Origin of the sequence: Halorubrum sp. LN27, assembly GCF_016635065.1 — an archaeon.
Classification (GTDB): Archaea; Halobacteriota; Halobacteria; order Halobacteriales; family Haloferacaceae; genus Halorubrum; species Halorubrum salipaludis.
In genome coordinates, this window is the sequence record NZ_JAEPET010000001.1 from 1,871,421 (window position 1) to 1,896,502 (window position 25,082).

The 25,082-nt window shown below is 71.1% G+C and carries 24 protein-coding genes and 2 tRNA genes; 19 read left to right on the top strand and 7 right to left on the bottom strand.

The annotated features are described in order from the left end of the window. Positions 1–117: 117 nt before the first annotated feature. Together JIN95_RS09105 and JIN95_RS09110 are read left to right on the top strand one after the other, a co-directional pair. Positions 118–618 (top strand): MOSC domain-containing protein, encoded by a 501-nt coding sequence (locus JIN95_RS09105; protein WP_200531190.1) that lies wholly within the window; start codon positions 118–120, stop codon positions 616–618. Between the two features lie 164 nt (positions 619–782). Continuing rightward, positions 783–1,724 carry a PfkB family carbohydrate kinase gene (locus JIN95_RS09110; protein WP_200532136.1) on the top strand — a complete coding sequence of 314 codons (942 nt, stop codon included), beginning with the start codon at positions 783–785 and terminating at the stop codon, positions 1,722–1,724. A 106-nt stretch (positions 1,725–1,830) separates the two neighbouring features. Here the strand turns inward: JIN95_RS09110 and JIN95_RS09115 are convergent. Together JIN95_RS09115 and JIN95_RS09120 are read right to left on the bottom strand one after the other, a co-directional pair. Beyond that, a tRNA-Glu gene (locus tag JIN95_RS09115) sits at positions 1,831–1,905 on the bottom strand. Between the two features lie 143 nt (positions 1,906–2,048). Further along, positions 2,049–3,113, bottom strand: a complete 1,065-nt coding sequence (locus tag JIN95_RS09120; RefSeq protein WP_200531191.1) for a M20/M25/M40 family metallo-hydrolase — start codon at positions 3,111–3,113, stop codon at positions 2,049–2,051. Positions 3,114–3,229: 116 nt separating this feature from the next. On the opposite strand from JIN95_RS09120, the gene JIN95_RS09125 reads away from it, so the two are divergent. After that, positions 3,230–4,348: a zinc-dependent metalloprotease gene (locus JIN95_RS09125; RefSeq protein WP_200531192.1), complete on the top strand. Its 1,119-nt coding sequence runs from the start codon at positions 3,230–3,232 to the stop codon at positions 4,346–4,348. A gap of 343 nt (positions 4,349–4,691) precedes the next feature. Here JIN95_RS09125 and JIN95_RS09130 read toward each other — a convergent pair whose 3' ends face one another. Further along, complete coding sequence (locus JIN95_RS09130; protein WP_200531195.1) at positions 4,692–5,186, bottom strand: CBS domain-containing protein; 495 nt, start codon at positions 5,184–5,186, stop codon at positions 4,692–4,694. Between the two features lie 124 nt (positions 5,187–5,310). Between JIN95_RS09130 and JIN95_RS09135 the strand changes: the two genes are divergently transcribed. Further along, on the top strand, positions 5,311–5,580 hold the full coding sequence (locus JIN95_RS09135) for a hypothetical protein (protein WP_095637523.1): 270 nt from the start codon (positions 5,311–5,313) through the stop codon (positions 5,578–5,580). Between the two features lie 77 nt (positions 5,581–5,657). Here the strand turns inward: JIN95_RS09135 and JIN95_RS09140 are convergent. Then, positions 5,658–5,811: transfer RNA gene (locus JIN95_RS09140), tRNA-Met, on the bottom strand. Between the two features lie 171 nt (positions 5,812–5,982). Here JIN95_RS09140 and JIN95_RS09145 point away from each other — a divergent pair. After that, complete coding sequence (locus tag JIN95_RS09145) at positions 5,983–7,371, top strand: hypothetical protein (protein ID WP_200531196.1); 1,389 nt, start codon at positions 5,983–5,985, stop codon at positions 7,369–7,371. A gap of 78 nt (positions 7,372–7,449) precedes the next feature. Next, positions 7,450–8,688 (top strand): mechanosensitive ion channel family protein, encoded by a 1,239-nt coding sequence (locus JIN95_RS09150; RefSeq protein WP_198951559.1) that lies wholly within the window; start codon positions 7,450–7,452, stop codon positions 8,686–8,688. A 27-nt stretch (positions 8,689–8,715) separates the two neighbouring features. Here the strand turns inward: JIN95_RS09150 and mutL are convergent, their stop codons facing one another. Beyond that, positions 8,716–10,485 (bottom strand): DNA mismatch repair endonuclease MutL, encoded by a 1,770-nt coding sequence (mutL, locus tag JIN95_RS09155; RefSeq protein WP_200531199.1) that lies wholly within the window; start codon positions 10,483–10,485, stop codon positions 8,716–8,718. Beyond that, on the bottom strand, positions 10,475–13,306 hold the full coding sequence (gene mutS / locus JIN95_RS09160; RefSeq protein WP_200531200.1) for a DNA mismatch repair protein MutS: 2,832 nt from the start codon (positions 13,304–13,306) through the stop codon (positions 10,475–10,477). Before mutS ends, mutL begins: the two co-directional genes overlap by 11 nt. Before the next feature lie 100 nt (positions 13,307–13,406). Here mutS and JIN95_RS09165 point away from each other — a divergent pair, with 100 nt between their 5' ends. Together JIN95_RS09165 and JIN95_RS09170 are read left to right on the top strand one after the other, a co-directional pair. Continuing rightward, positions 13,407–14,129 (top strand): hypothetical protein, encoded by a 723-nt coding sequence (locus JIN95_RS09165; RefSeq protein ID WP_234699186.1) that lies wholly within the window; start codon positions 13,407–13,409, stop codon positions 14,127–14,129. Positions 14,130–14,234: 105 nt separating this feature from the next. Beyond that, positions 14,235–14,801, top strand: coding sequence for a J domain-containing protein (locus JIN95_RS09170; protein WP_200531201.1), 567 nt, complete (start codon positions 14,235–14,237; stop codon positions 14,799–14,801). Positions 14,802–14,875: 74 nt separating this feature from the next. On the opposite strand, the gene JIN95_RS09175 is transcribed toward JIN95_RS09170, so the two are convergent. Next, complete coding sequence (locus tag JIN95_RS09175; RefSeq protein WP_200531203.1) at positions 14,876–15,634, bottom strand: molybdenum cofactor guanylyltransferase; 759 nt, start codon at positions 15,632–15,634, stop codon at positions 14,876–14,878. Between the two features lie 93 nt (positions 15,635–15,727). Here JIN95_RS09175 and pdxS point away from each other — a divergent pair, with 93 nt between their 5' ends. The 11 genes from pdxS to JIN95_RS09230 all read left to right on the top strand — a co-directional run bounded on the left by pdxS (position 15,728) and on the right by JIN95_RS09230 (position 25,081). Beyond that, positions 15,728–16,636, top strand: a complete 909-nt coding sequence (gene pdxS, locus JIN95_RS09180; RefSeq protein WP_095637516.1) for a pyridoxal 5'-phosphate synthase lyase subunit PdxS — start codon at positions 15,728–15,730, stop codon at positions 16,634–16,636. 144 nt (positions 16,637–16,780) lie between these two features. Then, positions 16,781–17,374 (top strand): DJ-1/PfpI family protein, encoded by a 594-nt coding sequence (locus JIN95_RS09185; protein WP_095637515.1) that lies wholly within the window; start codon positions 16,781–16,783, stop codon positions 17,372–17,374. A gap of 3 nt (positions 17,375–17,377) precedes the next feature. Beyond that, positions 17,378–18,196 carry a hypothetical protein gene (locus JIN95_RS09190; RefSeq protein WP_200531204.1) on the top strand — a complete coding sequence of 273 codons (819 nt, stop codon included), beginning with the start codon at positions 17,378–17,380 and terminating at the stop codon, positions 18,194–18,196. Between the two features lie 298 nt (positions 18,197–18,494). Next, positions 18,495–19,394, top strand: a complete 900-nt coding sequence (locus JIN95_RS09195) for an ABC transporter substrate-binding protein (RefSeq protein WP_200531205.1) — start codon at positions 18,495–18,497, stop codon at positions 19,392–19,394. Positions 19,395–19,397: 3 nt separating this feature from the next. Beyond that, positions 19,398–20,270 (top strand): ABC transporter ATP-binding protein, encoded by an 873-nt coding sequence (locus JIN95_RS09200; RefSeq protein ID WP_200531207.1) that lies wholly within the window; start codon positions 19,398–19,400, stop codon positions 20,268–20,270. Further along, the gene (locus JIN95_RS09205) at positions 20,267–21,571 is read left to right on the top strand and encodes an ABC transporter substrate-binding protein (protein WP_200531208.1); all 1,305 of its coding nucleotides are present in this window, start codon (positions 20,267–20,269) and stop codon (positions 21,569–21,571) included. The genes JIN95_RS09200 and JIN95_RS09205 overlap by 4 nt, the downstream gene beginning before the upstream one ends. After that, the gene (locus JIN95_RS09210) at positions 21,537–22,316 is read left to right on the top strand and encodes an ABC transporter permease (RefSeq protein WP_158224045.1); all 780 of its coding nucleotides are present in this window, start codon (positions 21,537–21,539) and stop codon (positions 22,314–22,316) included. Before JIN95_RS09205 ends, JIN95_RS09210 begins: the two co-directional genes overlap by 35 nt. Before the next feature lie 89 nt (positions 22,317–22,405). Next, positions 22,406–22,819: a DoxX family protein gene (locus tag JIN95_RS09215; RefSeq protein ID WP_200531210.1), complete on the top strand. Its 414-nt coding sequence runs from the start codon at positions 22,406–22,408 to the stop codon at positions 22,817–22,819. 104 nt (positions 22,820–22,923) lie between these two features. Continuing rightward, positions 22,924–24,294, top strand: a complete 1,371-nt coding sequence (locus tag JIN95_RS09220) for a heme o synthase (RefSeq protein WP_200531212.1) — start codon at positions 22,924–22,926, stop codon at positions 24,292–24,294. Between the two features lie 81 nt (positions 24,295–24,375). After that, positions 24,376–24,531: a hypothetical protein gene (locus JIN95_RS09225; RefSeq protein WP_198951558.1), complete on the top strand. Its 156-nt coding sequence runs from the start codon at positions 24,376–24,378 to the stop codon at positions 24,529–24,531. A gap of 7 nt (positions 24,532–24,538) precedes the next feature. Then, positions 24,539–25,081: a hypothetical protein gene (locus JIN95_RS09230; protein WP_200531214.1), complete on the top strand. Its 543-nt coding sequence runs from the start codon at positions 24,539–24,541 to the stop codon at positions 25,079–25,081. The last annotated feature ends 1 nt before the right edge of the window (position 25,082 follow it).

Sequence of the window (25,082 nt, forward strand, 5' to 3'; positions counted from 1 at the left end):
CCGTGGTGGGTGATAGTCGACAGAAGGATCATTGGCTGCCCGCGATGTTTCGTACGGAGTATCGTTCACGACAGAGAACTTCACTAGAGCCAAGAAACCGGACTCCCTACTACCGCTATGACGACGACAGACGAAGACGAACGTGAGACCCCTCGCATCGGATCAGTAGAGGCGATCCATACGAGCCCGGAAACGGGCGGGGCTCCCGAACCGCGAGACTCGGTCGAAGCCGTCGCTGGTCGGGGGCTCAAGGGTGACCGGTACTACAACGGCGAGGGTATCTACAACGAACAGGACGACCTCGAACCGAGCGACGTCACGCTCATCGAGGCGGAAGCGCTGGCCGCGGCACAAGACGAGTACGAAGTGGACCTCCGATCGGGAGCCCACCGGCGCAATATCACGACTCGCAACGTGGCGCTCAACCACCTCGTCGGCGAGCGGTTTCACGTCGGTGGGGTCGTGTTAGAGGGACTGGGTCTATGCGAGCCGTGTGGGTATATGCAGTCACTCGCCGACCAGCCCGACGCTGCGGAGGCGCTGACACACCGCGGCGGGCTTGACGCCCGGATCGTCGAATCGGGACGTGTCACCGTTGGAGACGAGATCAGTTGGTGACTCATCTCGGATGACGATCTCAGGTACTCGGGGTACAGGTGCCCACAGGGACGCACTACACGATGAGGAGCACATGTCTGAACCGGGCCGGTTGGAACGAGTGGGTAGCGCAGACGATGATGCTCGTCCGGTATCTACTGCCGAAAAACGAGTAGATGGCGAGAATGAGCGATAATCAACAGGGTGTGTTGGTCGTCGGCGATACGACGATCGATCTCTATCCGGTAGACGGGACATCGATCTCACCCGGCAGCCGGTTCGCGTGGCACATCGGCGGGACGGCGACGAACGCCGCACGATGGGCGGCTTCACTCGGTACTGAGACCAGCCTCGTGACGAATATCGGGACCGACGTCATGGGAGAGCTGGCCGCCCAGCACCTCGCGGGCGGCCCAGTGGACACGACGCACGTGACGCGCGTCGACGCGACGTCACCGCTCACGCTGTACGTCGCCGCGGACGACGACGAACAGTGGAACGCTTGGGTGGCCGGGAGCTGCTACGGGTTCACCCCGCCCGCCGATCCGGCGACGCTCGTGGCTTCATACGAGTGGGTCCATTTGCAGGGCGTTACGTTGCCGACTGAGGTGAATCAGACTGCGGTTCGACGGCTCGCCGAGGCGGCCGCGGAAAGCGGGACCCGCGTCTCGTTCGATCTGAACGGACGGACGAACCAGTGGGCCACTCCTGACGCTTATCGGCAGGCCCTCAGGGACGTGTTACAGCACTGCGATCTGATCTTCGCCGGGACGGACGACCTCGCGGTGGCAGGTGTCGATCGCACACCGGTGGGCGTACTCGAACTGCTTCCGCCGAACGGCTCGGCGATGGTGTTCATTACGGACGGGCCGGCAGAGACGACCGCATTGACCGTGGATGACGGCGAGATCACTGAGCAGGTGACTGTGACTCCGCCATCGGCGACGGTCGCTACCACGGCCGGCGCCGGCGACGCGTTCGCCGGTGCAGTCCTCGCCGCACGGGACGGTGGCATCTCGGATCTTGAGGAGTTAGCGGCGATCGGGAACACGGCCGGCGCGGCCGCAGTGGCAACTATCGGCCCGTTCGACGCTGACGGCTCCGGTCTGACGGCCGATCTGTTCTAACCCGACACTGTACATCCGTAGCGACCGCGGGCCGACGTATCAGTTCCACGCGAACCCACCTCTGGTTAGCTCACCACGAAAACCGAGAGAATGCGTCGGATTGGGATGCTCCGGCTGGGATTCGAACCCAGGTCATTGCCGTGAGAGGGCAATATGATTGGCCGGACTACACCACCAGAGCGCGTCCGTTCGACGCATTCACGGGTAGGGCAGGATATTGTAAAACTGTTCCGTTTCGACCCCGCCGTGTCCCGGTTTACCGTGGGCACCAGTCTCGCTGCCGTCGTCGAAACGCGGAAGTCGCGTCGGAGTCACGCGTCGGAGTCACACGTCGACCGCGAAGGGGGCGGCGTCGGCCGCGCCGCCGGCGATCGCGGCGAGGAGGTCGGCGACGGCGTCGAGGTCGCCGGTGTCGACCACCTCGACCGGCGTGTGCATGTAGCGGTTCGGGATCGAGACGTTGAGCGACGGGACACCGCCGCGGGCGGTGTAGAACGCGTCGGCGTCGGTGCCGGTCCGGGAGCCCGCCGCCTGCAGCTGCACGTCGATGTCGTCCTCGGCCGCGGCGCCGCGCGCGAGGTCGACGAGGACGGGGTGGTTCGCGCTGCCGCGGGCGATCACGGGGCCAGCGCCGAGCTCGACCGGGCCGCGGTGCTCGCCGTCGACATCGGGGTTGTCGGTGGCGTGGGTGACGTCGACCGCGACGAACGCGTCCACCGCGTCGAGGTCGACGCCGACCATCTGCGCGCCCTTGAGGCCGACCTCCTCCTGTACCGTGGAGACGGCGTAGACGGTGGCGTCGGCGTCGCGCTCGGCGGCGCGGCGGAGCCCCTCGGCGGCCGCCCACGTGCCGGTCCGGTTGTCGATCCCGCGTGCGGCGATCCGGTCGCCGACGAGCTCTTCGATCCCCGTGGAGAAGGTGACGGGGTCGCCGACCTCGACGTGTTCGCGGGCCTCCTCGGCATCAGCCGCGCCGATATCGACGAACTGCCCGGCGATCTCCTCGTACTCGTCCTCCGAGGGGTCGCGCAGGTGGATCGCGGTCTGGCCGATCACGCCCTGGACGGGCTCGTCGGCGTGGACGGTGACGTGCTGGCCCTTCGAGACGGTGCGGTCGGAGCCGCCGATCCGGGAGATCCGGAGGAAGCCGTCGTCGAGCACGTCGCGGATGATGAAGCCGATCTCGTCGGCGTGGCCCGTCAGGGCGATTGTGGGCGCGTCCGGGTCGCCCTCGTGGACGGCGACGGCGTTGCCGTAGGCGTCGACGGAGACCTCGTCGGCGAAGCCGCGGACGTAGTCGGTCCAGACCCGCTGGCTCGGCGTCTCGAACCCGGAGGGGCTGGCGGTCGCGAGCAGGTCCTCGAGGAACGCTCTCTGTGAGTCGCGCATACGCGTGGCTGTCCGGCGGTCGGCAAGAAACCGCCGATACCGGCCGACTGGACACCGCGAGGGCGCGGCGCCGTCACCGACACAAGGGACTTGAGGCGCGCACCCCTCCGGTCCGTATGGACATCCTCCGAAGCCTCCGGACCGTCTCCGAGGCCAGCGGACCGGGCGTCGTCGACTGGGAGCGGGCTGCGGCGGCCGCGAAGGCCGGCACCGACCCCGGATCGCTCGCGCTCACCGACGCGGACCGGGCGGGGTACGCGACCGACGTGCGCGACGCGCGCGCCCGCCTCCGCGAGGTGGCTGGGATCGAGTTCGACGTGCCCAACGCCATCGAGGTGCAGAACCGCCACCACTGGATCGACGCCAGCGTCGACACGTTCCGGAACGTGATGGCGCCGATCGAGGCGGCCGCGACCGGACGCGACGAGGGATCGACCGGCGTGACCGACGGAATCGGCGACACGGCCGACGGAATCGTCGAACCGACCGGAGGTCCCGTCGACCTCCCGACCGGCGATCTCACGCGGGGGTTCGGGCGGGACCTCTCGCGGATCGCCAACACCGGGTCGATGGCGTTCACGCTCGGCTTCCTCGCGCGCAACGTGCTCGGTCAGTACGACCCGCTCCTGTTGGCCGACGAGCCCGACGCCGACCACGGGCTCTACTTCGTCCACCCGAACATCGTCGCGGTCGCGGACTCGCTGAACGTGGAGTTCCCGCGGTTCAGACGCTGGATCGCCTTCCACGAGGTGACGCACGCGGCGGAGTTCGGCGCGGCGCCGTGGCTCCCCGAGTACCTCGAATCGCGGGTCGAACGCGGGATCGAGGGGCTCACCGGCGACGGTGGGCTCGACGGCGGCGGGCTGACCGCGGGCGGGCTGCCGGTCGACGCGCTCGACACCGAGCCGTTCGCCGAGTTGCAGGCGGCGATGACGGCGGTCGAGGGGTACGCCGAGGTGCTGATGGACCGCGCGTTCGACGGCGAATACGCCGACCTCCGTCGGAAGCTCGACGAGCGTCGGGGCGGCGGCGGCCCGATCCAGCGCCTCGCGCGCCGGCTGCTCGGACTGGGACTGAAGCGCCGGCAGTACGAGCAGGGCGCCGCCTTCTTCCGCGAGGTCGCCGACGCTCGCGGGATCGAGGCGGCCGGGGCGGTCTGGGAGCGCCCGGAGAACCTCCCGACGCGCGCCGAACTCGACGACCCCGCGGCGTGGCTGGTTCGCGTCGATCCCTGAACCAAATCCGAAGCGGTGGCGCGTGCCTTCGAGGCCGCCTCGCGGCCGAGAAGCACGCGCGAGGGAGTCGCTGGCGCCTTATAAGGCGCCAGCGACGAGGCTGGGGAGGCGTGAGGTGCGGTCGCTGTGCGGGTGGGACTCAAAGGGGCAGTCGCGAGGACGACGGCGCGCGACGCAAGGACCACAGGAGCGAGCGAAGCGAGCGACGAGGACCGCAGCGAGCGCACCGAGTCCTCGCGGCTGGGGCTTTGGAGATGTTTACCGTCGATCCACAGTCAACGATTTATAAGCGAGCGGCTGGGGCTTCGGAGATCTTCACCGCCGATCCACTCTCCAACCGATCTTACGACAGCCGCTTGTCGCGGAACGCCCGGACAACGTCCTGCCGGGCGATAATACCCACAATCTTCCCGTCGCCGTCGACGACCGGAACGCGGTTGATGTCCGGGTCGTCGCCGGCGAGCAGGTCGAGGACCTCGTTCACGTCGGTGTCGGGCGTCACCGTCGCCACGCCGGTGCTCATCACGTCGGAGATCGGCTTGTCCGCGTTCCGGACCATGTCGACGCCCAAGTCGAGATCGGCCCACGGCGGCTTCACCTGATAGGTGAGGGTGTCGACGAACGGAGGGAGCCCGATCGGGATCCACAGCGTCTCGTCGTCCGGCTCGAACAGGTCGACGAGGTCCGACTCGGTGACGACCCCGACGACTCGGTCCGCGTCGTCGACGACGGGGAAGCCGCTGAACTCGTACCGAGCGAACTTCTTGAACACGGCGGCCACGTCGTCGTCCGGCGAGACCGTCTTCACGTCGGACTCCATCAGGTCGCGGGCTTGCATACGGTCGCCGTCGCGGCCGGGACCCGTAGGCGTTTCGACCACACGCGCCGATCGGAGATGGATCCGGACCCCGATTGTGTTAATAAACGAAACAGTATATGTCACTTGAGAATAACAATCGCATATGCGCGACCCGCCGTCCCACGGTGGTGACCCGGTCACCGGCCCCGCCGCGAGCGTCGACGAGGGGGACCTCCGCCGAGTCGGGGCGGCGCTGTGGACGCTCGCCTTCTGCTCCGTGACCGCGGTGATCCTCTTCTCCGACGGCAGTCTCTCGGGTCTCGGTTGGCGCGACGCGACGCTCATCGCCCTGCGAACGTTCGCCGGCGTGATCGCCTTCTTCGCCGTGTTTCCGGTCATTATGGCGGTGTTGTCGGCGATCAGGCTGCGCTGACGTGAGGGGCCGCGGATCCCGGTGTCGCCGTCGACGGGCAGCGCGGCTCGCCACGGGAAACGAGGTGTAAAACTGAGTGGCCGGGGTGGGCTCCGAACCCACGATCTCCGCATGTCCCAGGTCCGAGGCTCGGCGGAGCCACGGGAAGGACGCGGACGCTTCCAAGGCGTCACCGCACCGAATCTCCGAACCCTATGAGTGCGGCGCTATGTCCAGCTAAGCCACCCGGCCTCACTGTTCCGTACCGCGATGAAACCCTTTAACCTTCCCATCCGTCGGAAGGTTGCGAACCCGTAACAGAGGCGGCGACGGTCACCCTCGATCGCTCCGCGACCGCCCCTCCGCGACCGTTGCCGACGCGGACCCCGCGGATTTATGGCCGACGGGGCGGATCTCCGGGATATGAGCCTTCCCGAACTGCTCGCGGGGACCGTCGGCGACGAGGAGGTCGTGGCCGAGGTCCCGCTCGGGGGAGACGACCGCCTCGCGGTCACGCCGACGCGCACGCTCGTCTATCGCGGCGACGGTCTGCTGTCGGACGAGTCGGTCGCGGAGTACTCCCACGACGTCGAGCGCATCGCGGTCTCGACGGGTCGCCGCAAGGCGAAACTCACCCTCGGTTACGGCCTCGACGGCGACGAGACGATCTCGGTGCCGGCCAAGCGCGTCGACGACGTCCTCCACCCGATCCTCGCTGGCGTCCTCTCCGCGACGGGCGTTACCGACCCCGGCGAGTCCGTCGTCCGGACCTTCCGCTTCTCCGAGCTCACCCTGGTCGTCACCAGCGAGCGGCTGGTCAAACACGTCGGCTCCGCGGTCTGGGACGAGGAGTTCGAGGAGTTCGCCTACGCCGACCTCACCGACCTCGACTTCGAGGAGGGGACCGTCGCCACCGCGGTCGTGCTGACCCACGCCGGGCGTTCGGAGCGGTTCAAGGCCCCCAACGAGTCCGCGCGGGCTGTCCGGGAGACGCTCGTCGACGCCGTCTGCTCGTACCACGGCGTCGACAGCTTAGAGGAGTTCCGCGTGACCGTCGCCGACGACGAGGACGGCGCGGCCGCGGACCCCGCGGGAAACGACGGCGGCACCACCGACTTCGGCGAGGGGCCCGACCCGCTGTCGGCCTCGCCGGTCGCCGACGCGGAGGAGGAGGCGGACGGCGATTCGCAGCCGCGGGAGTCGGCGCCGGACGCGGGGTCCGTCTCGGGGACGGAACCGGACGCTGGAACCGCATCCGGAGCCGAGACGGCGTCCGGCGGGAGGGGAGACTCCCGATCGGTCGTCGAGGACCCCGCCGAAGCCCCCGACGCGGAGTCGATCGAGGACTCGACCGCCGGTCACGGGACCGACGCGGACTCGGTCGGTGGCGATCCCCTCGGCGACGATCCGGTCGCGGACGACCCGCTCGGTGATGACCTCGTCGCGGACGACCCGCTCGACGAGGATCCGATCGCGGAGTCGGCGACCGAGTCGGTCGTCGACGCGGACCCGGCGGCGGGCTCCGAGACCGACTTCGCGGGCGACGCCGCGGGCGAGGCGACGGCGGAGGAGATCGCGGCGACCGACGCCGCCGAGAGGGCGAACGCGGGTGAGGCGACGGAGGCGACGGAGACGACCGAGCCGGCCGACGCCTTCGACGGCTCGCCGTTCGAGAGCGCCGGCGTCGAGGGCGAAGACCTCGCGACCGAGGTGGCCGAGCTGCGCCACACCGTCGAACAGCAGGCGGAGCGGCTCGACAGGCAGTCTGCGCTCATCGAGCAGCTGATCGAGGAGCTGCGTCGCGGGCGGTGACCGAGGCGTCGCGGTCCCGTTCTCCCGGACGATAGTTACAGGGGACCATTTTTATCCGCGAGGGAAAATCGTCGGACAGTGACCGCACAACTGGGAACGCGACTCGACGCGCTGCTGGGGAGCGTCGCGAGCACGGAGGCCCGCCTGGCGGTGACCGCCGGGATCCTGCTCGCGACCCTCGCCGTCGGATGGCTGCTCCTCCCGCGGGCCGTCCGGGCCGGAGAGCGCGTCGCGACGGGCTGGGTGGAACGGTTCCTCGACGGGCGGGGCGAGAGCTCCATCGAGACCATGCGGGAGGCGGTCCCGGTCTCGTTCGCGCTGCGACTGCTCGTCGGACTGCTCCAACTCGCGCTGTTCGCGCTCGCGGCCGTCGCGATCCTGGCGCTGTGGGGCCGGTTCGCGGTCGTGGTCGCGGTGCTGCCGGTCGCGGAGAACATGCTCACGGTCGGCGCGCAGGCGCTCCTCTCCGCGCTGCTCCTCGGCGCCGCCTACGTGGCGAGCGACGTGTTAGAGGAGTACGTCGAGGACCTCTCGGCCGACAGCGACCGCATCACCGCCCACCAGGAGCAGCTGCTCAGCCGGATCATGCAGGTCGGCGTGCTGGTGATCGCGGGGATCACCGTCCTCGGGATCTGGGGCGTGAACCTCGGCGGGCTGCTCGTCGGGGCCGGCTTCCTCGGGATCGTCCTCGGGATGGCGGCCCGGCAGACGCTCGGGTCGCTCATCGCCGGCTTCGTGCTGATGTTCGCGCGCCCCTTCGAGATCGGCGACTGGGTGGAGATCGGCGACGAGGAGGGGTTCGTTACCGAGATCACCATCATGAACACCCACATGCGGAACTTCGACGGCGAGTACGTCGTCGTGCCCAACGACCTGGTCACAAACCAGGCGATCACGAACCGGAGCCGCGAGGGCCGGCTCCGGATCCACATGGAGGTCGGGATCGGCTACGACGACGACCCCGACGAGGCCAGCGAGATCGCCGAGGAGGTCCTGACCGAGATCGACACCATCGCGAACAACCCGAAGCCGTACGTGATCCCCTCCGGCTTCGGCGACTCCGCGATCCTGCTCGACCTCCGCTTCTGGATCGAGCCGCCGACCCCGCAGGCGCGGTGGCGCTCGAAGGCGACCGCCGTCGAGATGATACAGGACCGCTTCGCGGACGCCGGGATATCCATCCCGTACCCGCAGCGGACCGTGTCGTACCCGCCCGAGACGGCGGAGGCGGCGGAGACCGTCGAGCGCGTGGAGCGGTTCGACGAGGAGGCCGACGAGCGATCGGGCGGCGGCCGCGCGAGCGACCGGCCCACGTAGGCGGCTCCGGACCGGCGCCTCGGTCCCTTAGCGCTTCCGGCCGAACCCCGCCGCGAACGTCGCCTCGTCGACCGACAGCACCGTCGGCCGGCCGTGCGGACAGGCGAAGGGCCGATCGCACTCGCCGAGGCGGTCGAGCAGGTCGCGGAGGCCGCCGTCGTCGAGGTCGTCGAACTCCCCCCGCTTCAGCGACGGGTGACACGCCAGGTCGGCGAGCAGGTCGTCGCGCACGGACCCCGTTCCGGCCGACTCCGCGTCCGAGAGCGCCGCGAGCGCGTCGCGGAACGCGTCCGCGTCGGCCGCCCGCCCGAACGGCGCCGGAACGCTCCGGAGCCTGACGGTCCCGCCGCCGAACGGCTCCGTCTCGAACCCGAGCGCCGCGAGCGCGTCGGCGTGCGCCTCGGCGGCCGCGGCCTCGTCGGCCGACAGCGACACGGTCGCCGGTGGGTCGAGCGGGACGGTCGGCACCGCCTCCCCCTCGAACGCCCGGGCGAGCCGCTCGTAGTTCACGCGCTCGTGGGCGGCGTGTCCGTCGATCACCAGCAGCTCGTCACCGTCCTCGGCGAGCACGTAGAGGTCCCGGAAGGTCCCGACCGGCTCCGCGTCCGCGAACGCCGCCGGCCGCTCCCCCTCGTCGCCGCCGACCGGCTCCAGCGCCCCGTCGAGCCCGGTGTCGACCTCGCGCTTCCGTCTGAGGTCCGCCCCCGTGAGCGCGTCGGCGACGACCGACTCGACCGCGTCGGCGACCGCGTCGGCGTCGCGGAGCCCGACCTCCCGCTTCGCCGGGTGGACGTTCGGGTCCACGCGGGCGGGCGGCAGCGAGACGTCGACGGCCGCCACCGGCTCCCGGCGGTCGGGGAGCAGGCGCCCGTACCCCGCCCGGACCGCGGCCGCGAGCCGGTCGTTCCGGACCGGTCGCCCGTTCACCGAGACCCGGACGTGGTCGCGCGAGGACCGCGTCACCGAGGGGTACGCGAGGGCGCCGGCGACGGCTATCGGTACGGATTCGTCCCTGCCCCCCGCCCCCTCGATCTCGGCGCTCGCCGCGAGCTCCGTCGACCGGCTCGCAGTCTCGCGGTCGTACACGCCCAGCAGCGCCTCCGTGACCCCGGACCCCGGCGTCGACAGCGTCCGCGACCCGTCGTGCTCCAGCGTGAACGCCACTTCGGGGTTCGCCAGCGCGTAGTCGGCGACGAGCGAGGAGATCCGCGCGAACTCGGTCGCCGGCCCCGCGAGCGACTCCCGGCGCGCGGGGCGGGTCGCGAACAGGTCCTCGACGACGACGGTGGTGCCGCGGGCGCGCCCGGCGTCGGTGACGGCTGGGTCCTCGGAGCCGCGGTCGCCCGCCGGCCCGCCGCCCGATGCCGTCCCGTCGACGACGACCCGCGTCCCGACCGCGCCGCCGTCGCCGGTGACGAGTTCGAGCCGCGCGGCCTCGGCGATCGCCGCCAGCGCCTCGCCGCGGAACCCCAACGACGCGACGCCGACCGGGTCGCCGTCGGGCGCGAGCTTGCTCGTCGCGTGCCGCTCGACCGCGAGCCGGGCGTCCTCGCGGTCCATCCCGTGGCCGTCGTCGGCGACCCGGATCCGGTCGGTGCCGTCGCCGTCGACCGCGATCTCCACCCGCGAGGCGCCCGCGTCGAGCGCGTTGTCGATCAGCTCGCCGACGACCCGGGCGGGGCGCGTCACCACCTCGCCGGCGGCGATCCGGTCGACCGTGGCGGGGTCGAGTCGGCGGACGCGGTCCGGGTCGCTCCCGTCGCCGGCCCCCCCGTCGGCGCGCTCCTCACCGGTCATCGTCGACCCGCGACTGGAGGTCGTGGAGGGCGTTCAGCGCCTCGATCGGCGTCATCCGCGCGAGGTCGAGGTCGCGGAGGGCGGCGGTCAGATCGGTCGCAGAACTGGTCGGCTGGTCGGTCTGCGGGTCGCCGTCGTTCGCGGGGTCGCTATCGGTCGCAGCGCTCGCATCCGCCGATTCGGCTTCCTCCCTCTCGTCCCCTTCCGCGAGGAACTCCCGGAGCGAGGCGTCCGCGTCGTCGCCCTGGTCGCCGTCGGCCGCGGGATCGGGTCCGTCCGTCTCCGTGTCGCGGCCTTCCGCGTCGCTCACCGCCGCGTCGCCCGTCTCCGCGGCCACGAGGTCGCGGGACCGGTCCACGACGGGGGCCGGAACCCCGGCGAGCTCCGCGACCTCGACGCCGTACGAGGAGGAGGAGGCGCCGGGGACGACCCGGTGGAGGAACGTCACGTCGCCGTCCTCGCGGGTCGCCGTGAAGTGGAGGTTGAAGGCGCGCTCGCGCTCCTCGGCGAGGTCGGTCAGGTCGTGGTAGTGCGTGGCGAACAGGGCGGTCGCGCCCAGCTCGTCGTGGATGAACTCGGCCGCGGCGCGGGCGATGGCGCGCCCGTCGGTCGTGGCGGTGCCGCGCCCCACCTCGTCCAGGAGGACGAGCGAGTCCGTCCCGGCGTCGTGGAGGATCTCGGTCAGCTCGCTCATCTCGCGCATGAACGTCGACTGCCCGCCGGCAATGTCGTCGGAGGCGCCGACGCGGGTGAACAGCCGGTCGAAGACCGGGAGCGACGCCGCCTGCGCGGGGACGAACGAGCCGGTCTGCGCCAGGACGACCGCGAGCGCGACCGAGCGCATGTACGTCGACTTCCCGCTCATGTTCGGGCCCGTGATCACCGCGATCGACCCGCGGGGGAGGTCCGCGTCGTTCGGCACGAACGACTCCTCGGCGCGCTCGACGACCGGGTGACGGCCCCCCTCGATCTCGACGCCGGCGTCGGGGTCGTCCCGGACCGTCGGCCGGACGTAGTCGCCCTCGACGGCGACGGTCGCCAGCGAGCGGAGCGCGTCGAGCTCGGCGATCGCGTCTGCCAGGCCCTGTATCCGCTCGGTCTCGCGTGCGACGCGCTCGCGCACGTCGACGAACAGCTCGTACTCTAAGGCGTCCGCGCGCTCCGCGGCGCCGACGATCTCCTCTTCGCGCTCCTTCAGCTCCGGCGTGTAGTAGCGCTCGCTGTTCTTCAGCGTCTGTCGGCGGCGGTAGTCGTCGGGGACGCGGTCGAGGTTGGCGTCGGTCACCTCGATGTAGTAGCCGTGGACCTGGTTGTGGCCGACCGACAGCGAGTCGATCCCGGTGCGCTCGCGCTCGCTCGCCTCCAGGTCCGCGACCCACTCGCGCCCCTCGCGCTCGGTGGCCCGGAGGTCGTCGAGGTCGCCGTCGAACCCCTCGCGGATGACGCCGCCCTCGGTGATCTCGGGCGGAGGGTTCGCGGCGATCGCGTCGTCGATCAGCTCGCGGACCGCGGTCAGCTCGTCGAGGCGGTCGCGGAGGTCGCGGAGGTGGTCGGTGCGGGGGCGGTCGGCGCTGCCGTCGTCGACATCCTCTCCGTCTGCCCCCGCCAGCGTCGCCTTCAGCTCCGGCACGACCGCGAGGGTCGCGTGCAGCGAGCGCAGGTCGCGGGCGTCGGCGCGGCCGCGGGAGATCCGGCCCACGAGGCGTTCGAGGTCGTAGGCGGCCGAGAGCGCGTCGCCGAGCGCCTCGCGGACGAGGGTGCGGTCGGCCAGCTCGCCGACCGCGTCGTGGCGGCTCCGGATCGCCTCGGCGTCGACGAGGGGGCGCCGGAGCCAGCGCTCTAAACACCGCCGGCCGAGCGCGCAGCTCGTCTCGTCGAGGGCGTCGAACAGGGTATCGCTGGCGCCCAGCCCGCGGTTCTCGAACAGCTCCAGGCTGCGCTGGGCGGCGGCGTCGAGCCGGAGCCGGTCGCGGGGGTCGTACCGCCGGATCCGGGTCACGTACGAGAGCGGGCCGTCGTCGCCCTGCGTGTACTCGGCGTACGCGAGCACCGCCCCCGCGGCCCGCAGCTCGGCGTCGCCGTCGAACCGCCGGTCGGGGGCGGGGAGGTACGGCTCTAACCGCTCGGCCGCGGCCCGCCGCTCGAAGGCGCCGGGGTCGTACGCGTGGGTCGTCCAACCCCGCTCGGCGTCGGACGGCTCGAACGCGGGGGCGTCCGGCCCCGCGATCAGCTCCGCGGGCGCGATCCGGTCGAGCTCCTCCGCGACCGCGTCGCGGTCGCCAGAGGTGACGAGGCACTCGCCCGTGGAGACGTCGACGGCGGCGAGGCCGACGGCCGCCGGGGCGGTGCCGTCGGTCCCCGCCCCGCCTCCGCCCGCCACCGCCGCGACGTAGTTCGTCGTCCCGGCCTCCAGCAGCTCGTCCTCGACGACCGTCCCGGGGGTGATCACCTCGGTGACCGCGCGGTCGACGAGCCCGGACGCCTGCTCGGCGTCCTCGACCTGGTCGCCGAGGGCGACGCGGTAGCCCGCGTCGAGCAGCGATTCGAGGTAGGGCGCGGCGTTGTCGATGGGGATCCCGGCCATCGGGTAGTCGCCGGTCGAGTCGGAGCGCTCCGTCAGCGTCACCTCGCAGACGCGGGCGACCGCCGCGGCCGCCTCGCAGAACGCCTCGTAGAAGTCGCCGACCTGGAACAGCACGAGGGCGTCCTCGTGGGCGGCACACAGGTCGGCGTACTGCGAGAGCATCGGCGTCAGCTCCTCGCGGGCGTCGGCGATCCCCGGCGGGAGCCCGGTCACGGTCTCGCGGTCCGCAGTCGGCATACCACGGATCCGGTCGCCCGCCGGCATAAACGGTGCGGAGGGAGGCAGTGGAATCGCCCGAATCCGGAGAACTAAGTCGATCGACCGATGCTGTCAACGCATGTCAATTACTGCCGATCCGATATCTCTCGCGGTGCTCGCCGTGAACACCCTCGTCGGCGCCGCGCTCGTCGTCGCCGCGTACGACCTCAAAGACCACGTGCTCGGTTGGATTAGCTGGCTCGGCGGCGCGATCGTCGGCGGGTTCGTCGGGTGGGTGGTCGTCCCCGAGATCATGGCGGCTCCGCCGGCCGCCGGGGAGCGGCTGATCGTGGCCGGGGCGGCCGTGCTGATCGGCACCGTGCTCGGCCGCGTCCTGATCCCGCTTGCGGCGCGGTTCGCGGTGTCGATCGCGGCGTTCGTCTTCGCGACGCTCGCCGTGCTGGTGATGACCGCCGGCGAGTCGCTCCTGCGGCAGTTCTACGACCCGTCGGCGTCCGGGCTGGACGCGGTCGAGGTCGACGCGGCGATCCAGTCGTCGCTGCTCTCTCAGCCCGAGTTCCAGCAGTTCCTGCTGATCGCGGTCGTCGTCGGCGCCGTCGCCGGACTGCTGGCGATGCGGTACTACGACTACATGATCACGCTGTCGCTGGTCGCGCTCGGCGCGGGGCTCCTGGCGATGACCGTCCCCGTCTGGCGGGCGGTCGTCGCCGGCGAGCCCGTGGCGTTCGCCGAGCAGGCGTCGCCCCCGAACGCCGCGTTCGCCGCGGCCTTCGTCGTCGGGATCGCGGTCCAGTACCTCCGCCACTCCGGGAGCGCCTCCGGCGACGACGTGCTCGGCTGACCGGCTCCCGGCCCGTTCGCCTCAGTGGTCCCGTTCCGGCGATATCCGACGGGAGCGCGCGGCTTCCGCCCGAGCGCTTACAACGCTGGAGCCCCGAGAGCACCCGTGACGAACCGCGCGATCGTCGTCGGCATGGCAGCGACGTTCATCGGACTGACGGCCCTGTTGCTCGTCGCCGGCGTCGTCGTCTCTCCCGTCCTGTTGGCGGTCGCCGTCCCGTTCGGTATCGTCTCGTACTTCCTCTGGTACCACGCCAGCGGCCGGCTCCGCGACCGCGTCCGCCGCGAGGCCGCGCAGGTGGGGCCCGGCGAGCGCGCACGGGCCCGACAGCGCGCGCGAGCCGCCGAACACCGCCGGTCCGCGCACCGTTCCGCCGGCGCGACCGACGGCGGGTTCGGCCGCGGAGCGAGAGGAACTCGGGGCCCCGGCGGCCGAGCCGCGTCCGGCGCCCGCGGTCCCGGCGCCGGCGACCCCCGCGACCGCGCCCCGCCGGCGAGCGGGATGTCCGAGGCGGAGGCCTACGCGACGCTCGGGCTCGACCGGACCGCCGATAGCGAGGCGGTGCGGTCCGCCTATCGAGCGCGGGCGAAGCGGCTCCACCCGGACGGTGAGGAGGGCGACGAGGCGGCGTTCAAGGAGCTGAACGAGGCGTACGAGCTGCTGAAAGAGTAGTCGCTCTGTTTCCCTCCCCTCCCGTTGCTCCGGTCACTGAGCGTCGTCGTCGGAGCCGGTGAGCCTCGTTCCGGTCACCGAGCGTCGGCGTCGGAGCCGGACCCGGACCCGGACCCGGAGAGCGCCTCTCCGATCGCCGTCTCCGCTTCCGCGAGCTCCGCGTCCGTGTTGACGTTGGTGAACGTCCGCTCCGTGGTGCGCTCGCGGATCTCCGCGTCGTCGACGACGGTCCGGTCGAGCTCCTCGATCGGTGCCAGCACCTTGCGGTCGCCGCGGGCGAGCGCGCGATCGCAGGCGGCCGCCATCGGCTCTGCGCGGTACACCGCCTGCGTCGTCTGGAGCCAACGGTCGTCGAGGCGGGGGATCGCCGCCTCGCGCCCCGCGGCGTCGGCCGCGAGTCCGGCGAGGAACCCCGGGTCGACGAACGGCATGTCGCAGGCGACGACGGCGACGTACTCGCCGGCGGCGGCCCGACACGCGTTCCGGATGCCGGCGACCGGCCCGAGGTCGGGCTCCTCGTCGACGGCCCAGCGGAGGGGGACGGGGAGCCCGGAGAGCGCGTCCGCGATCGCCGCCCGCTGATCGGGACGGCAGTTGATCACGAGCTCGTCGACGACCGGATCGCCGCCGGCGGCGCGGTCTGCGCCCGGCGGGATGGGGTCGTCGGCGCCGACGAGGCGGTCTGCGACGCGGCGGACCATCGGCACGCCCGCGAGGGGGGCGACGGCCTTGTCCCGGTCGCCGAAGCGCGTCGACCGCCCGCCGGCGAGGACGGCCCCGGTGAGGGTCGCTTCGGTGAGGCTCGCTCCGGCGGGACTGGCTCCGGTGGTCACGAGTCGACTCTCGGCGCGGAGGGACTTCGCGGTTGCGGTCGCCTCAATCCGCTAAGGCGACCCGTTAAGTGGCCGGCGACCCACCGATCGGACATGGCAGAGGCCACGGATCTGGAGGAGCTGAAGCGGGGAACCGACCTGGTCAAGCGCGGCTTCGCGCGGATGCAGAAGGGCGGCGTCATCATGGACGTCGTCACGCGCGAGCAGGCGCGGATCGCGGAGGACGCCGGCGCGGTCGCGGTGATGGCGCTGGAGGCCGTCCCGGCCGACATCCGCAAGCGCGGCGGAGTCGCGCGGATGCCCGACCCGCAGAACGTCACCGAGATCATCGACGAGGTGTCGATCCCGGTGATGGGGAAATCGCGGATCGGCCACCGCAAGGAGGCGGAGATCTTAGAGTCGCTCGGCGTCGACATGATCGACGAGTCGGAGGTGCTCACGCCCGCCGACGACGAGTACCACATCGACAAGCGCGACTTCGCGTCGCCGTTCGTCTGCGGCGCCCGGAACCTCCCCGAGGCGCTCCGGCGCATCCGCGAGGGCGCGGCGATGATCCGGACGAAGGGCGAGGCCGGCACCGGCGACGTCAACCAGGCCGTCCAGCACCAGCGCACCATCAAAAACCAGATCCGCACGCTCACCGGACTCAACTACGAGGAGCGCGAGGAGTGGGCCCGCGAGCACGGCGCGCCCCGGGATCTGGTCCACGAGACCGCCGAGGCCGGCCGGCTCCCGGTCGTCAACTTCGCGGCCGGCGGCATCGCCACCCCCGCCGACGCCGCGCTGATGATGCACCACGGCTGTGACGGTATCTTCGTCGGCTCCGGCATCTTCGGCGCGGAGGACCCCGTCGAGATGGGGAACGCGATCGTCGAGGCCGTCAACAACTGGGACGACCCTGACGAGCTCGCCGACATCGCCTCCGGCATCGGCAAGGGGATGAAGGGCCAGTCCAACGAGGACATGGCCGACGAGGAGAAGCTGCAGGGCCGCGGCGTTTAAAGCCCGGTTCGCGGTCGGGAGGTCGCAGCGACGCGGGACCGACCCGATCGATTTCGTATTTTGCGGCAGCGAACCTGCGCCGTGCTACCGACCGCCAATACCGTTATGCGGCCGCGGGACGTATCTCGCCGTGGTGTTACACACATGACAGGACAACGGATACTGATGATCGTCGGCGACTTCGGCGAGGACTACGAGATCATGGTCCCGTATCAGGCGCTCCAGGCGGTCGGCCACGAGGTCCACGCGGTCTGTCCGGAGAAGGACGGCGACGACACGGTCAAGACCGCGATCCACGACTTCCGGGGCGACCAGACGTACCTGGAGACCCGCGGCCACGACTTCGCGCTCACGCACGGGTTCGACGAGATCGATCCGGCCGACTACGACGCCCTGGTCGTGCCCGGCGGGCGCGCGCCCGAGTACCTCCGCGGCTACGAGGCGGTGCTCGATACGGTGCGGCACTTCTTCGAGGCCGACAAGCCGGTCGCGTCGATCTGTCACGGCCCGCAGATCCTCGCGGCGGCGGGCGTGCTCGACGGCTACGAGCTGACGGCGTACCCCGCGGTCAGGCCGGAGGTCGAGGCCGCCGGCTGCTCGTGGGTCGACGGCGTCACGACGGACGGGAACCTCGTAACCGGGCAGGCGTGGCCCGACCACCCCGAGTGGATCGCGCAGTTCCTCGACCTCCTCGGCACCGAGATCGAGCACGGCGCGCCCGCGGCGACCGCGGACTGACCGGTGAGCCCACCCCGGGAGCGCGCCGGCCCCCGCGCCGTCGCCGTCAACGTCGCCGCCAACACGAACCAGCCGGGGTTCCGCGGGCCGGTGTACCCCGACGGCTCCTTCGCGTACGTGCCGATCCCCGAGTCGGCGGCGACGCTCCCGCGCGAGCGGTTCCCGGTCGACGAGCCGCTCCCGACCTACGCCGACCTCGACCTCCCCTTCCCGGTGCCCGCCGACCTGCGCGAGACGCCGGTCCACATGGACCCGGAGCTCCCCGGCGTCCACGGCCGCGACCGCGCGACCTACGGCGACCCTCACGGCGTGAAGGCCGGCCGGATCGTCGACCTCGAACCCGGCGACTGGCTGTTCTTCTACGCGACGCTGTCGCTGCGGCCGCACGGCTGGGCGGGTCCGGACGAGGCCCCCGCCGAGGGCGGCGAGCGAGACGCGCTCGACGCCGACGGCGACCTCGCTCCGGACTGGGGCGCGTACCTCTTCGCCGGGATCCGCGTCGATCGGGTGCTCGCGGTCGACGCGAGCGCGTCCGGTTCCTCCGGCGTCGTCGACCGCGACGCGGCGGCCGCGCTCGCGCCGACCAACGCGCACCTGAAGCGGGACCCCTTCGACGCGCGGGTCGTCGTCGCGGGCGATCCGCACGCGTCTGGGCCCTTCGAACGCGTCGTCCCCCTGAGCAGCCCCGGATCAGGCGCGGACGCGAGCCGGCTCGTCACTGCGCTCTCAAGCGACTCGGGCAAGGGGCCCTGGTGGCGGCGACCGTTAGCCTTCGACGCCGACGCGACGGCGACCCTGCTCGACCGGATCGAACGGGGCTGAACCCCCGGTTTTCGGGAGCCGACAGAGGATCCAACAAGTATTGCGGGTATATCGGATACGAGCGGATCACGGTACCGGGCGAAAACGCCCGTTGTGGCGGATCTACAGTGAACTGCGACTGACCGGCGGTCGTGTCGACGGACGAACGTGTTCGGCGATCGCAATATTTGCGCGAAGGCGGTTTCACCGCACATCCTTGTCGGTTTCCGGGACTATACCTTACAATAAAACCAAGAGGTATTCGATGTCAGATCTGAATGTCTCCCACGAATACTTTACGTGGAGGCTGGTCCAGGACGTGGCGGAGGAGAACGGGTACTTCGAGGACGAGGGCGTCGACGCCGACCTCTCGTACTTCGCGCCGGGCACGCAGGACTTCGAGGGCGAGAACGCCTTCGACGCCGACTGGTGGGACGACATGGACGAGGACGGCGGCACCCACGGCGTCTGCGAGTGGAACGCGGTCCAAGAGGTCTCCGAGACCGACCGCGACATCGTCGGCTCCTACAGCGAGTGGGACCGCGTCGTCTTCGTCGACGCCGACGACGACGCCGAGACCATCGACGACCTGCGCGGTCGCTCCGTCGGGATCAACAAGTACGCCACCTCGTTTTACTCGATGCGGGAGATGCTGGAGAACGAGGGCTTCGAGGAGGACGAGATCGTCTTGGAGCACGTCGGCGAGGCGGAGGAGCGCTTCGACGCGGTGAAGGAGGGGAAGGTCGACTCCATCGCGGTGCTGGAGCCGTTCGTCACCCTCGGCCGCTACGACGAGGAGCTGAAGGAGGTGTTCGACGGCCCGTGCCGCGCCGCCATCACGACGCGCGAGCAGCCCGAGCCGGAGAAGCTCGAGGGGTTCCTCGCGGCGCTGAACCGCGCGGTCGCCGACATCAACGACGACCTCGAGGGGTACACCGACCGGTACGTCGAGCTCCTCGAGGACGAGGCCGGTGACAAGCCGGCGTTCGACGACGTGAACTTCGAGCGGCTCCGCGAGGAGTTCGAGCTCCGCGAGTTCCTCCCCGTGCGCGCCCCCGACGAGAAGCGGATCGACGCGACCACGGACTGGATGCGCGAGAAGGGGTTCGTCCCGGACGACGCCGACATCGGGACCGCCGAGGAGCTCGACGACGAGGGCGTGCTCCCGGACGACGAGGCCGAGTCCGAGGAGGACGAGCCCGAGGCGACGGCGGACTGATCGATGTCGATCGAGTCCCGCGCGGCGACGACTGACGACGACGGCGGGGACTCCGACGGCGGGGCCGACGCCCGAGCCGACTCCGCGTCCGCGGTCGAGCAGGACGCCGGCGGCGCCGGAACTGCTCGGAGCGCCGCCGACGCGGCGCCGGTCGTCGCCAGCGACCTCACGAAGCGGTACGACGAGACCCTCGTCTTCGACGGGCTCGACCTCCGGGTCGACCCCGGCGAGGTCTGCTGTCTGCTCGGCCCGTCGGGCTGCGGCAAGACGACCCTGTTGCACCTGCTCGCGGGACTCGAGGACCCGACCGGCGGCCGCGTCGAGATCGACGGCGAGGCGGTGACGGGCCCCGACTACCGGTGGGGCGTCGTCTTTCAGGACCCGCTGCTCTACCCGTGGCTCTCGGTGCGCGAGAACGTCGAGATCGGCCCGCGGCTCCGCGGCGAGGAGCCCGACGCCGACCACGTCGACGAGCTGCTCGAGCTGGTCGGGCTCGACGGCGTCGCGGACGCCGACACCGCGGACCTGTCCGGCGGGATGGCGCAGCGCGCGTCGCTCGCGCGGACGCTCGCGAACGATCCCGACGTGCTACTGTTGGACGAGCCGTTCTCCGCGCTCGACCAGCTGACGAAGATGGAGCTACAGGACGAGCTGCTCCGGATCGTCGACGAGCTCGGCGTCACCGCCGTGTTCGTCACGCACGACATTGACGAGGCGGTGTACCTCGGCGACCGCGTCGCGATCATGGGGCCGGTGCCCGCGGGCATCGAGCACGTCGAACGCATCGACAGCGAGACGCGTTCGCGCGACGACGAGGCGTTCCTCGCGGAGCGCGCGGCGACGTTCGAACACCTGGAGGCGGTGGGACTCGAATGACCCACGATCACTCCACGACCCGCGGCGGCGAGGTCGACCCCGACGTCGCCGCGAGCGCGCGCGAACTCGTCGGCGGCGCCGGCTGGCGGAACCCGTCGGAGAAGGCCCGCACGAGCGGGCTCTCCCGGCGCGAGTTCATGAAGGAGTCCGGGCTGGCCTCGCTCGCGGCGACCGGCGTCGCCGCCACGGCCGGCTGCCTCGGCGGCGACGACGGGCCGCCGACCGCGGAGATCGGCTACCTCCCGATTACGGACGCGGCGCCCCTGCTGACGGGGTACGCCAACGACCACTTCGCGGACCACGGCGTCGACGCCGCGGAGCCGACCCTGTTCCGCGGCTGGTCCGACCTCTCGGAGGCGTTCCTCTCCGGCGAGGTCAACGTCGCTCACTTCCTGATGCCGATGACCGTGTGGATGCGCTACGGCGACACGCTGGACGCGAACGTGAAGGTGGTCGCGTGGGACCACACGGACGGCTCCGCGCTGACGGTCCAACAGGATATCGACGAGTGGGCGGACCTCGGCGGCGGCACCGTCGCCGTCCCGTTCTGGTACTCCATCCACAACGTCATCCTCCAGATGGGGCTCCGCGAGCACGGGCTCACGCCCCGGACCGACTCCTCGGCCGACGAGGTGGCGGACGACGAGGTCAACCTCGTCGTGACCCCGCCGCCGGACATGCCGGCCGCGCTCGAGAACGGCTCCATCGAGGGGTACATCGTCGCCGAGCCGTTCAACGCGATCGGCGAGCTCGACGCCGGCGGGAAGATCCTCCGGTTCACCGGCGACGTGTGGCGCGAGCACGCCTGCTGCGTCGTCGTGATGCGCGAGGAGCTCGTAGAGTCGCAGCCGGAGTGGACGACCGACGTGATGAGCGGGATCGTCGACGCCCAGCAGTACCTCCGCGAGAACCGCTCGGAGGCCGCACGGCTGCTCTCCTCGGAGGGGAGCGGCCTGCTCCCGCAGGGGCCGGAGCCGATCGACCGGGCGCTCACCCACTACGACGACCACGAGCCGTACCTCGACTCCGGCGCGATCCGGAACGCCGACTGGGACATCGACCGGATCGGCTTCTACCCGTACCCGTACCCGTCGTACACGGAGGAGCTTGTCCGCCGCATGAGCGAGACCCGCGTGGAGGGCGAGGACGCCTTCCTCGACGACTTAGAGCCCGGTGAGGTCGCCGACGACCTCGTCGCGTACGACCCCGTTCGCACAGCGCTGGAAGCGGCCGGCGGCCCGCCGGCGTTCGACGTCCCCGAGGACGATGGCTACGAGAGACAGGAGACGATCCGGTTCTGAGCTGGTCGGGGAGGGCGGCCGCCTGCTGCCGGCGGTCGGGCTCCTCGGCGGCCTCGCCGTCTGGTGGACGGTGACGGCGCTCGGCAGCGGCATCATCACCAACTTCGCGCCGGCGGCGACGTTCGCCGTCCTCGCAGAGCTGGTCGCGTCGCCGTCGTTCTACGACCACGTGCTCGTCAGCGTCTACCGGTTCGCGGTCGCATTGGGCCTCTGTCTGACGGTCGGGCTCCCGGTCGGGATCGTCGTCGGCTACTTCAAGGCGGCCGAGCGCGCGACGACCGTCCTCTTCCAGTTCATGCGGATGATTTCGCCACTTGCGTGGTTCCCCATCGCCATCATCGTCTTCGGCGTCGGGACCCGGTCCGCGGTGTTCGTGATGTTCATGGCCGGCCTCTGGCCGATCGTGTTGAACACCGCCCACGGGATCGCGACGATCGACGACGACTGGATCACGGTCGGCGAGTCGCTCGGCGGCGACACGCGCGCGCTGCTCCGCCGGGTCGTCGTCCCCGCGGTGATTCCGGACATGCTCACGGGGATCCGCCTCTCTATCGGGATCCTCTGGATCATCCTCGTTCCCGCGGAGATGCTCGGGGTCAACACCGGGCTGGGCTACCTCATCCTGGACGCCCGCGACCGGTTCTCCTACGCGGAGATCCCCGCCATCATGCTGGTGATCGGCTTCATCGGCTTCTGGCTCGACCTGTCCGTCCGCCGGCTCCACGCCCGGTGGAACTGGGGCTGACGGACGCGACCGCCGGACCGGGGCGGCGGGCGCGCTTGCTCCCCCGGCCGACACCCCGATTTATGAGGCGTGCTACCGTTTCGCTATCCATGAGCGACAACGACGACACCACCGGCGTGACGGGTGACGACCAGGGCCGCGGCGCGCCCTCCCGGCTTGGCCGGGTGCTCCTGGGCGTCGGCCTCGCGGCGCAGGCCTCGGAGGACTTCCGCGACATGGACGACACGATCGAGTACGCCGAGTCCGCAGGGGTGCCCGCGCCCGACCTCGCGGCCCCGTTCGCGTCCGGCATGATGGTCGCGGCCGGACTCGGGATCGCGCTCTGGCGGCTCCCGCGGGTGGCGACCGGCGCGGCCGTCGCCTTCCTCACCGCGGTGACGGCGACGATGCACGACTTCTGGAACGCCGACGAGGACGACAAGAGCGGCGAGCGGCTCGCCTTCTTCGGGAACCTCGCGATGCTCGGCGGCGCGCTCGTGTTCCTGCGGGAGGCGTGGCGCTGAGGGGCTCCTCGATCACTCGCGGACGCCGTTTCGGTGTCGCCCCGAGATCCCGATTCGAACATATTCGGGGGAAGAACCGCGGGTCCGGGACGCGAGGCTGACGTATGGACCGACCGCCGCTCACGACGCTTCTGATCTGGGCGGCCGTGGGGACGTATCTGCTCGTCGCGCTCGGCGCGACGGCCGCCGCGGACGCCGGCTCCGCGGTGGTCGCCGTCCACCACGTCTCCGCGGTCGCCGTCGGCGTACTGCTCGTCGCCACGGCCCTTCTCGCGCACCGAACGGGAGCCTCTCGCGGAGTCCGCGCCGGAACGATTGCCGTCCTGATCGCCTACGCGGCGCAGGCCGGCGTCGGGCTCGCGGGGCGAACCGACGCGCTGCCGTTCGACGACGGGCTCCACCTGCTGGGCGGGATCGCGGTGTTTGCCGCTCTCCTCGCGACGCTCGTGGTCAGGGCGGAGGCGACCGGGGACGTCCCGGCCGACGACGGCGCTCCGAGCGGTTCGGACGACCGCGTGGCGCCGACCGCGGACCTACCCGCCGAGAGCGACGGCCCTCCGGCGTCAGAACGCGGATCGCTCCGGTTCCGCGACCGGGTTCGGGCGTATCTAGAGCTGACCAAGCCGCGGCTGCTGTGGTTGCTGTGCCTGCTCGCGCTGGCGGGGATGGGTCTTGCGGCCGCGACCGGCGCCGAACTCGACGGCGTGACGGTCGTCGCGACCCTCGGCGGCGGCGCCCTCGCGACCGGCGCGTCGGGGGCGTTCAACCACGTGTACGAGCGCGACCGCGACCGCAAGATGCGGCGGACCGCGGACCGGCCGATTGCGACCGACCGGGTCGGCGTCCGGCGCGCGACCGCCTTCGCCGTCGCGCTCGTCGTCGCCTCGATGGCGGTCCTGCTCGCGTTCGTCAACGCCCTCGCGGCCGCGCTCACGGCGGCGGCGGTCGTCTACTACGCGTACGTGTACACGGTCCTGCTGAAGCCCACGACTCGGTGGAACACCGTGATCGGCGGCGGATCCGGCGCCCTTCCGGCCCTGATCGGGTACGCCGCCGTGACCGGGACCGTCGGGCTCCCGGCGGTCCTCCTCGCGGTCGTCGTCTGCTGTTGGACTCCGGCGCACTTCTACAACCTCGCGATCGCGCACCGCGACGACTACGCGCGGGCCGACTACCCCATGCTCCCGGTCGTCGCGGGCGTCGGGACCGCGCGCCGGCGGATCCTCGCGTGGCTCGGCGTCACGCTGATCGCCGCGGTCCTGCTGGGGAGCGTCACCGACCTCGGCGTCCTCTACGCGGTCACCACCACGGCGCTCGGGGCGGTGTTCGTGCGGAGCGTGGTCCGCCAGTACGACGCCGACGGGCGGGAGGACGAGGACGGGCGGGCCGCCGCCGCCTACAGGAGCTTCCACGCCTCGAACGCCTACCTCGGGGCCGTCCTCGCGGCGATCTTGGTGGAAACGCTCGCGATGTGAGCCGGCGCGACGCCGGCGCGCGAACATGTGCGGGCTAACGCTCACCATGCATATCCGTGTATCTGCCCGTGTGAGCGACTCATGAGCAACCGTACGACGACCGACGGCGGAGAGGTACCTGCGATGCAACGCCTCTATAACCGTATCTGGCTGTTGGCCGCGGCGGCGATCGTGTTCTTTCTCGTGGCCTACGTCGGATGGGGACTACTCGACCTCCTGTCGCTTCCAGTGAGGTGATCGACGCATGAGCAACCCACTCGACGATCCGGACGACGACTGGTGGAACACACCGGTGCATCGCCGCGAGAGCGTCTGGCTCGGCCTCGCCGGCGCGTGGTCGCTCGGCATCTTCTCGTGGATGGCCGGGTTCACGCAGTTCGGCGACCAGAACCCCATCGGCACGACCTACGACGTCGACCCCGACGAGTATCAGGACCGGGTCGGCGAGTACAAGGAGGCCGCCGAGGAGACGGATGACGGTCTGATCCCGCCCGAAGACGACGTGTACGTCGGCGCGATGCGGTTCAACTGGGACGGGCTCCCAGTCGTCCTCGAAGCGGGCCGGGAGTACGACATCCACCTCGGCGCCTACGACGTGCAGCACGGCTTCTCGGTCAGGCCCGAGCAGAACCTGAACAAGCAGATCAACCTCCAGGTGTTCCCGGGCTCGGAGTGGGTGATCCCGATGACCTTCGACGAGCCGGGCACCTACCACGTCGTCTGCAACGAGTTCTGCGGACAGGGCCACCGGACGATGCACGGCCGTTTCACGGTGGTGGAGGGGTAGC

What these genes read in the sequence shown, in the direction of transcription:
- JIN95_RS09130 (WP_200531195.1), bottom strand. Translation starts at nt 5,186, where the DNA reads ATGCAAGCCCGCGACCTGATGGAGTCCGACGTGAAGACGGTCTCGCCG.
- JIN95_RS09210 (WP_158224045.1), top strand. Translation starts at nt 21,537, where the DNA reads ATGGCTACGAGAGACAGGAGACGATCCGGTTCTGAGCTGGTCGGGGAG.
- pdxS (WP_095637516.1), top strand. Translation starts at nt 15,728, where the DNA reads ATGGCAGAGGCCACGGATCTGGAGGAGCTGAAGCGGGGAACCGACCTG.
- JIN95_RS09220 (WP_200531212.1), top strand. Translation starts at nt 22,924, where the DNA reads ATGGACCGACCGCCGCTCACGACGCTTCTGATCTGGGCGGCCGTGGGG.
- JIN95_RS09215 (WP_200531210.1), top strand. Translation starts at nt 22,406, where the DNA reads ATGAGCGACAACGACGACACCACCGGCGTGACGGGTGACGACCAGGGC.
- JIN95_RS09120 (WP_200531191.1), bottom strand. Translation starts at nt 3,113, where the DNA reads ATGCGCGACTCACAGAGAGCGTTCCTCGAGGACCTGCTCGCGACCGCC.
- JIN95_RS09230 (WP_200531214.1), top strand. Translation starts at nt 24,539, where the DNA reads ATGAGCAACCCACTCGACGATCCGGACGACGACTGGTGGAACACACCG.
- JIN95_RS09135 (WP_095637523.1), top strand. Translation starts at nt 5,311, where the DNA reads ATGCGCGACCCGCCGTCCCACGGTGGTGACCCGGTCACCGGCCCCGCC.
- JIN95_RS09110 (WP_200532136.1), top strand. Translation starts at nt 783, where the DNA reads ATGAGCGATAATCAACAGGGTGTGTTGGTCGTCGGCGATACGACGATC.
- mutS (WP_200531200.1), bottom strand. Translation starts at nt 13,306, where the DNA reads ATGCCGACTGCGGACCGCGAGACCGTGACCGGGCTCCCGCCGGGGATC.
- JIN95_RS09200 (WP_200531207.1), top strand. Translation starts at nt 19,398, where the DNA reads ATGTCGATCGAGTCCCGCGCGGCGACGACTGACGACGACGGCGGGGAC.
- JIN95_RS09125 (WP_200531192.1), top strand. Translation starts at nt 3,230, where the DNA reads ATGGACATCCTCCGAAGCCTCCGGACCGTCTCCGAGGCCAGCGGACCG.
- JIN95_RS09105 (WP_200531190.1), top strand. Translation starts at nt 118, where the DNA reads ATGACGACGACAGACGAAGACGAACGTGAGACCCCTCGCATCGGATCA.
- JIN95_RS09225 (WP_198951558.1), top strand. Translation starts at nt 24,376, where the DNA reads ATGAGCAACCGTACGACGACCGACGGCGGAGAGGTACCTGCGATGCAA.
- mutL (WP_200531199.1), bottom strand. Translation starts at nt 10,485, where the DNA reads ATGACCGGTGAGGAGCGCGCCGACGGGGGGGCCGGCGACGGGAGCGAC.
- JIN95_RS09165 (WP_234699186.1), top strand. Translation starts at nt 13,407, where the DNA reads ATGTCAATTACTGCCGATCCGATATCTCTCGCGGTGCTCGCCGTGAAC.
- JIN95_RS09145 (WP_200531196.1), top strand. Translation starts at nt 5,983, where the DNA reads ATGAGCCTTCCCGAACTGCTCGCGGGGACCGTCGGCGACGAGGAGGTC.
- JIN95_RS09185 (WP_095637515.1), top strand. Translation starts at nt 16,781, where the DNA reads ATGACAGGACAACGGATACTGATGATCGTCGGCGACTTCGGCGAGGAC.
- JIN95_RS09205 (WP_200531208.1), top strand. Translation starts at nt 20,267, where the DNA reads ATGACCCACGATCACTCCACGACCCGCGGCGGCGAGGTCGACCCCGAC.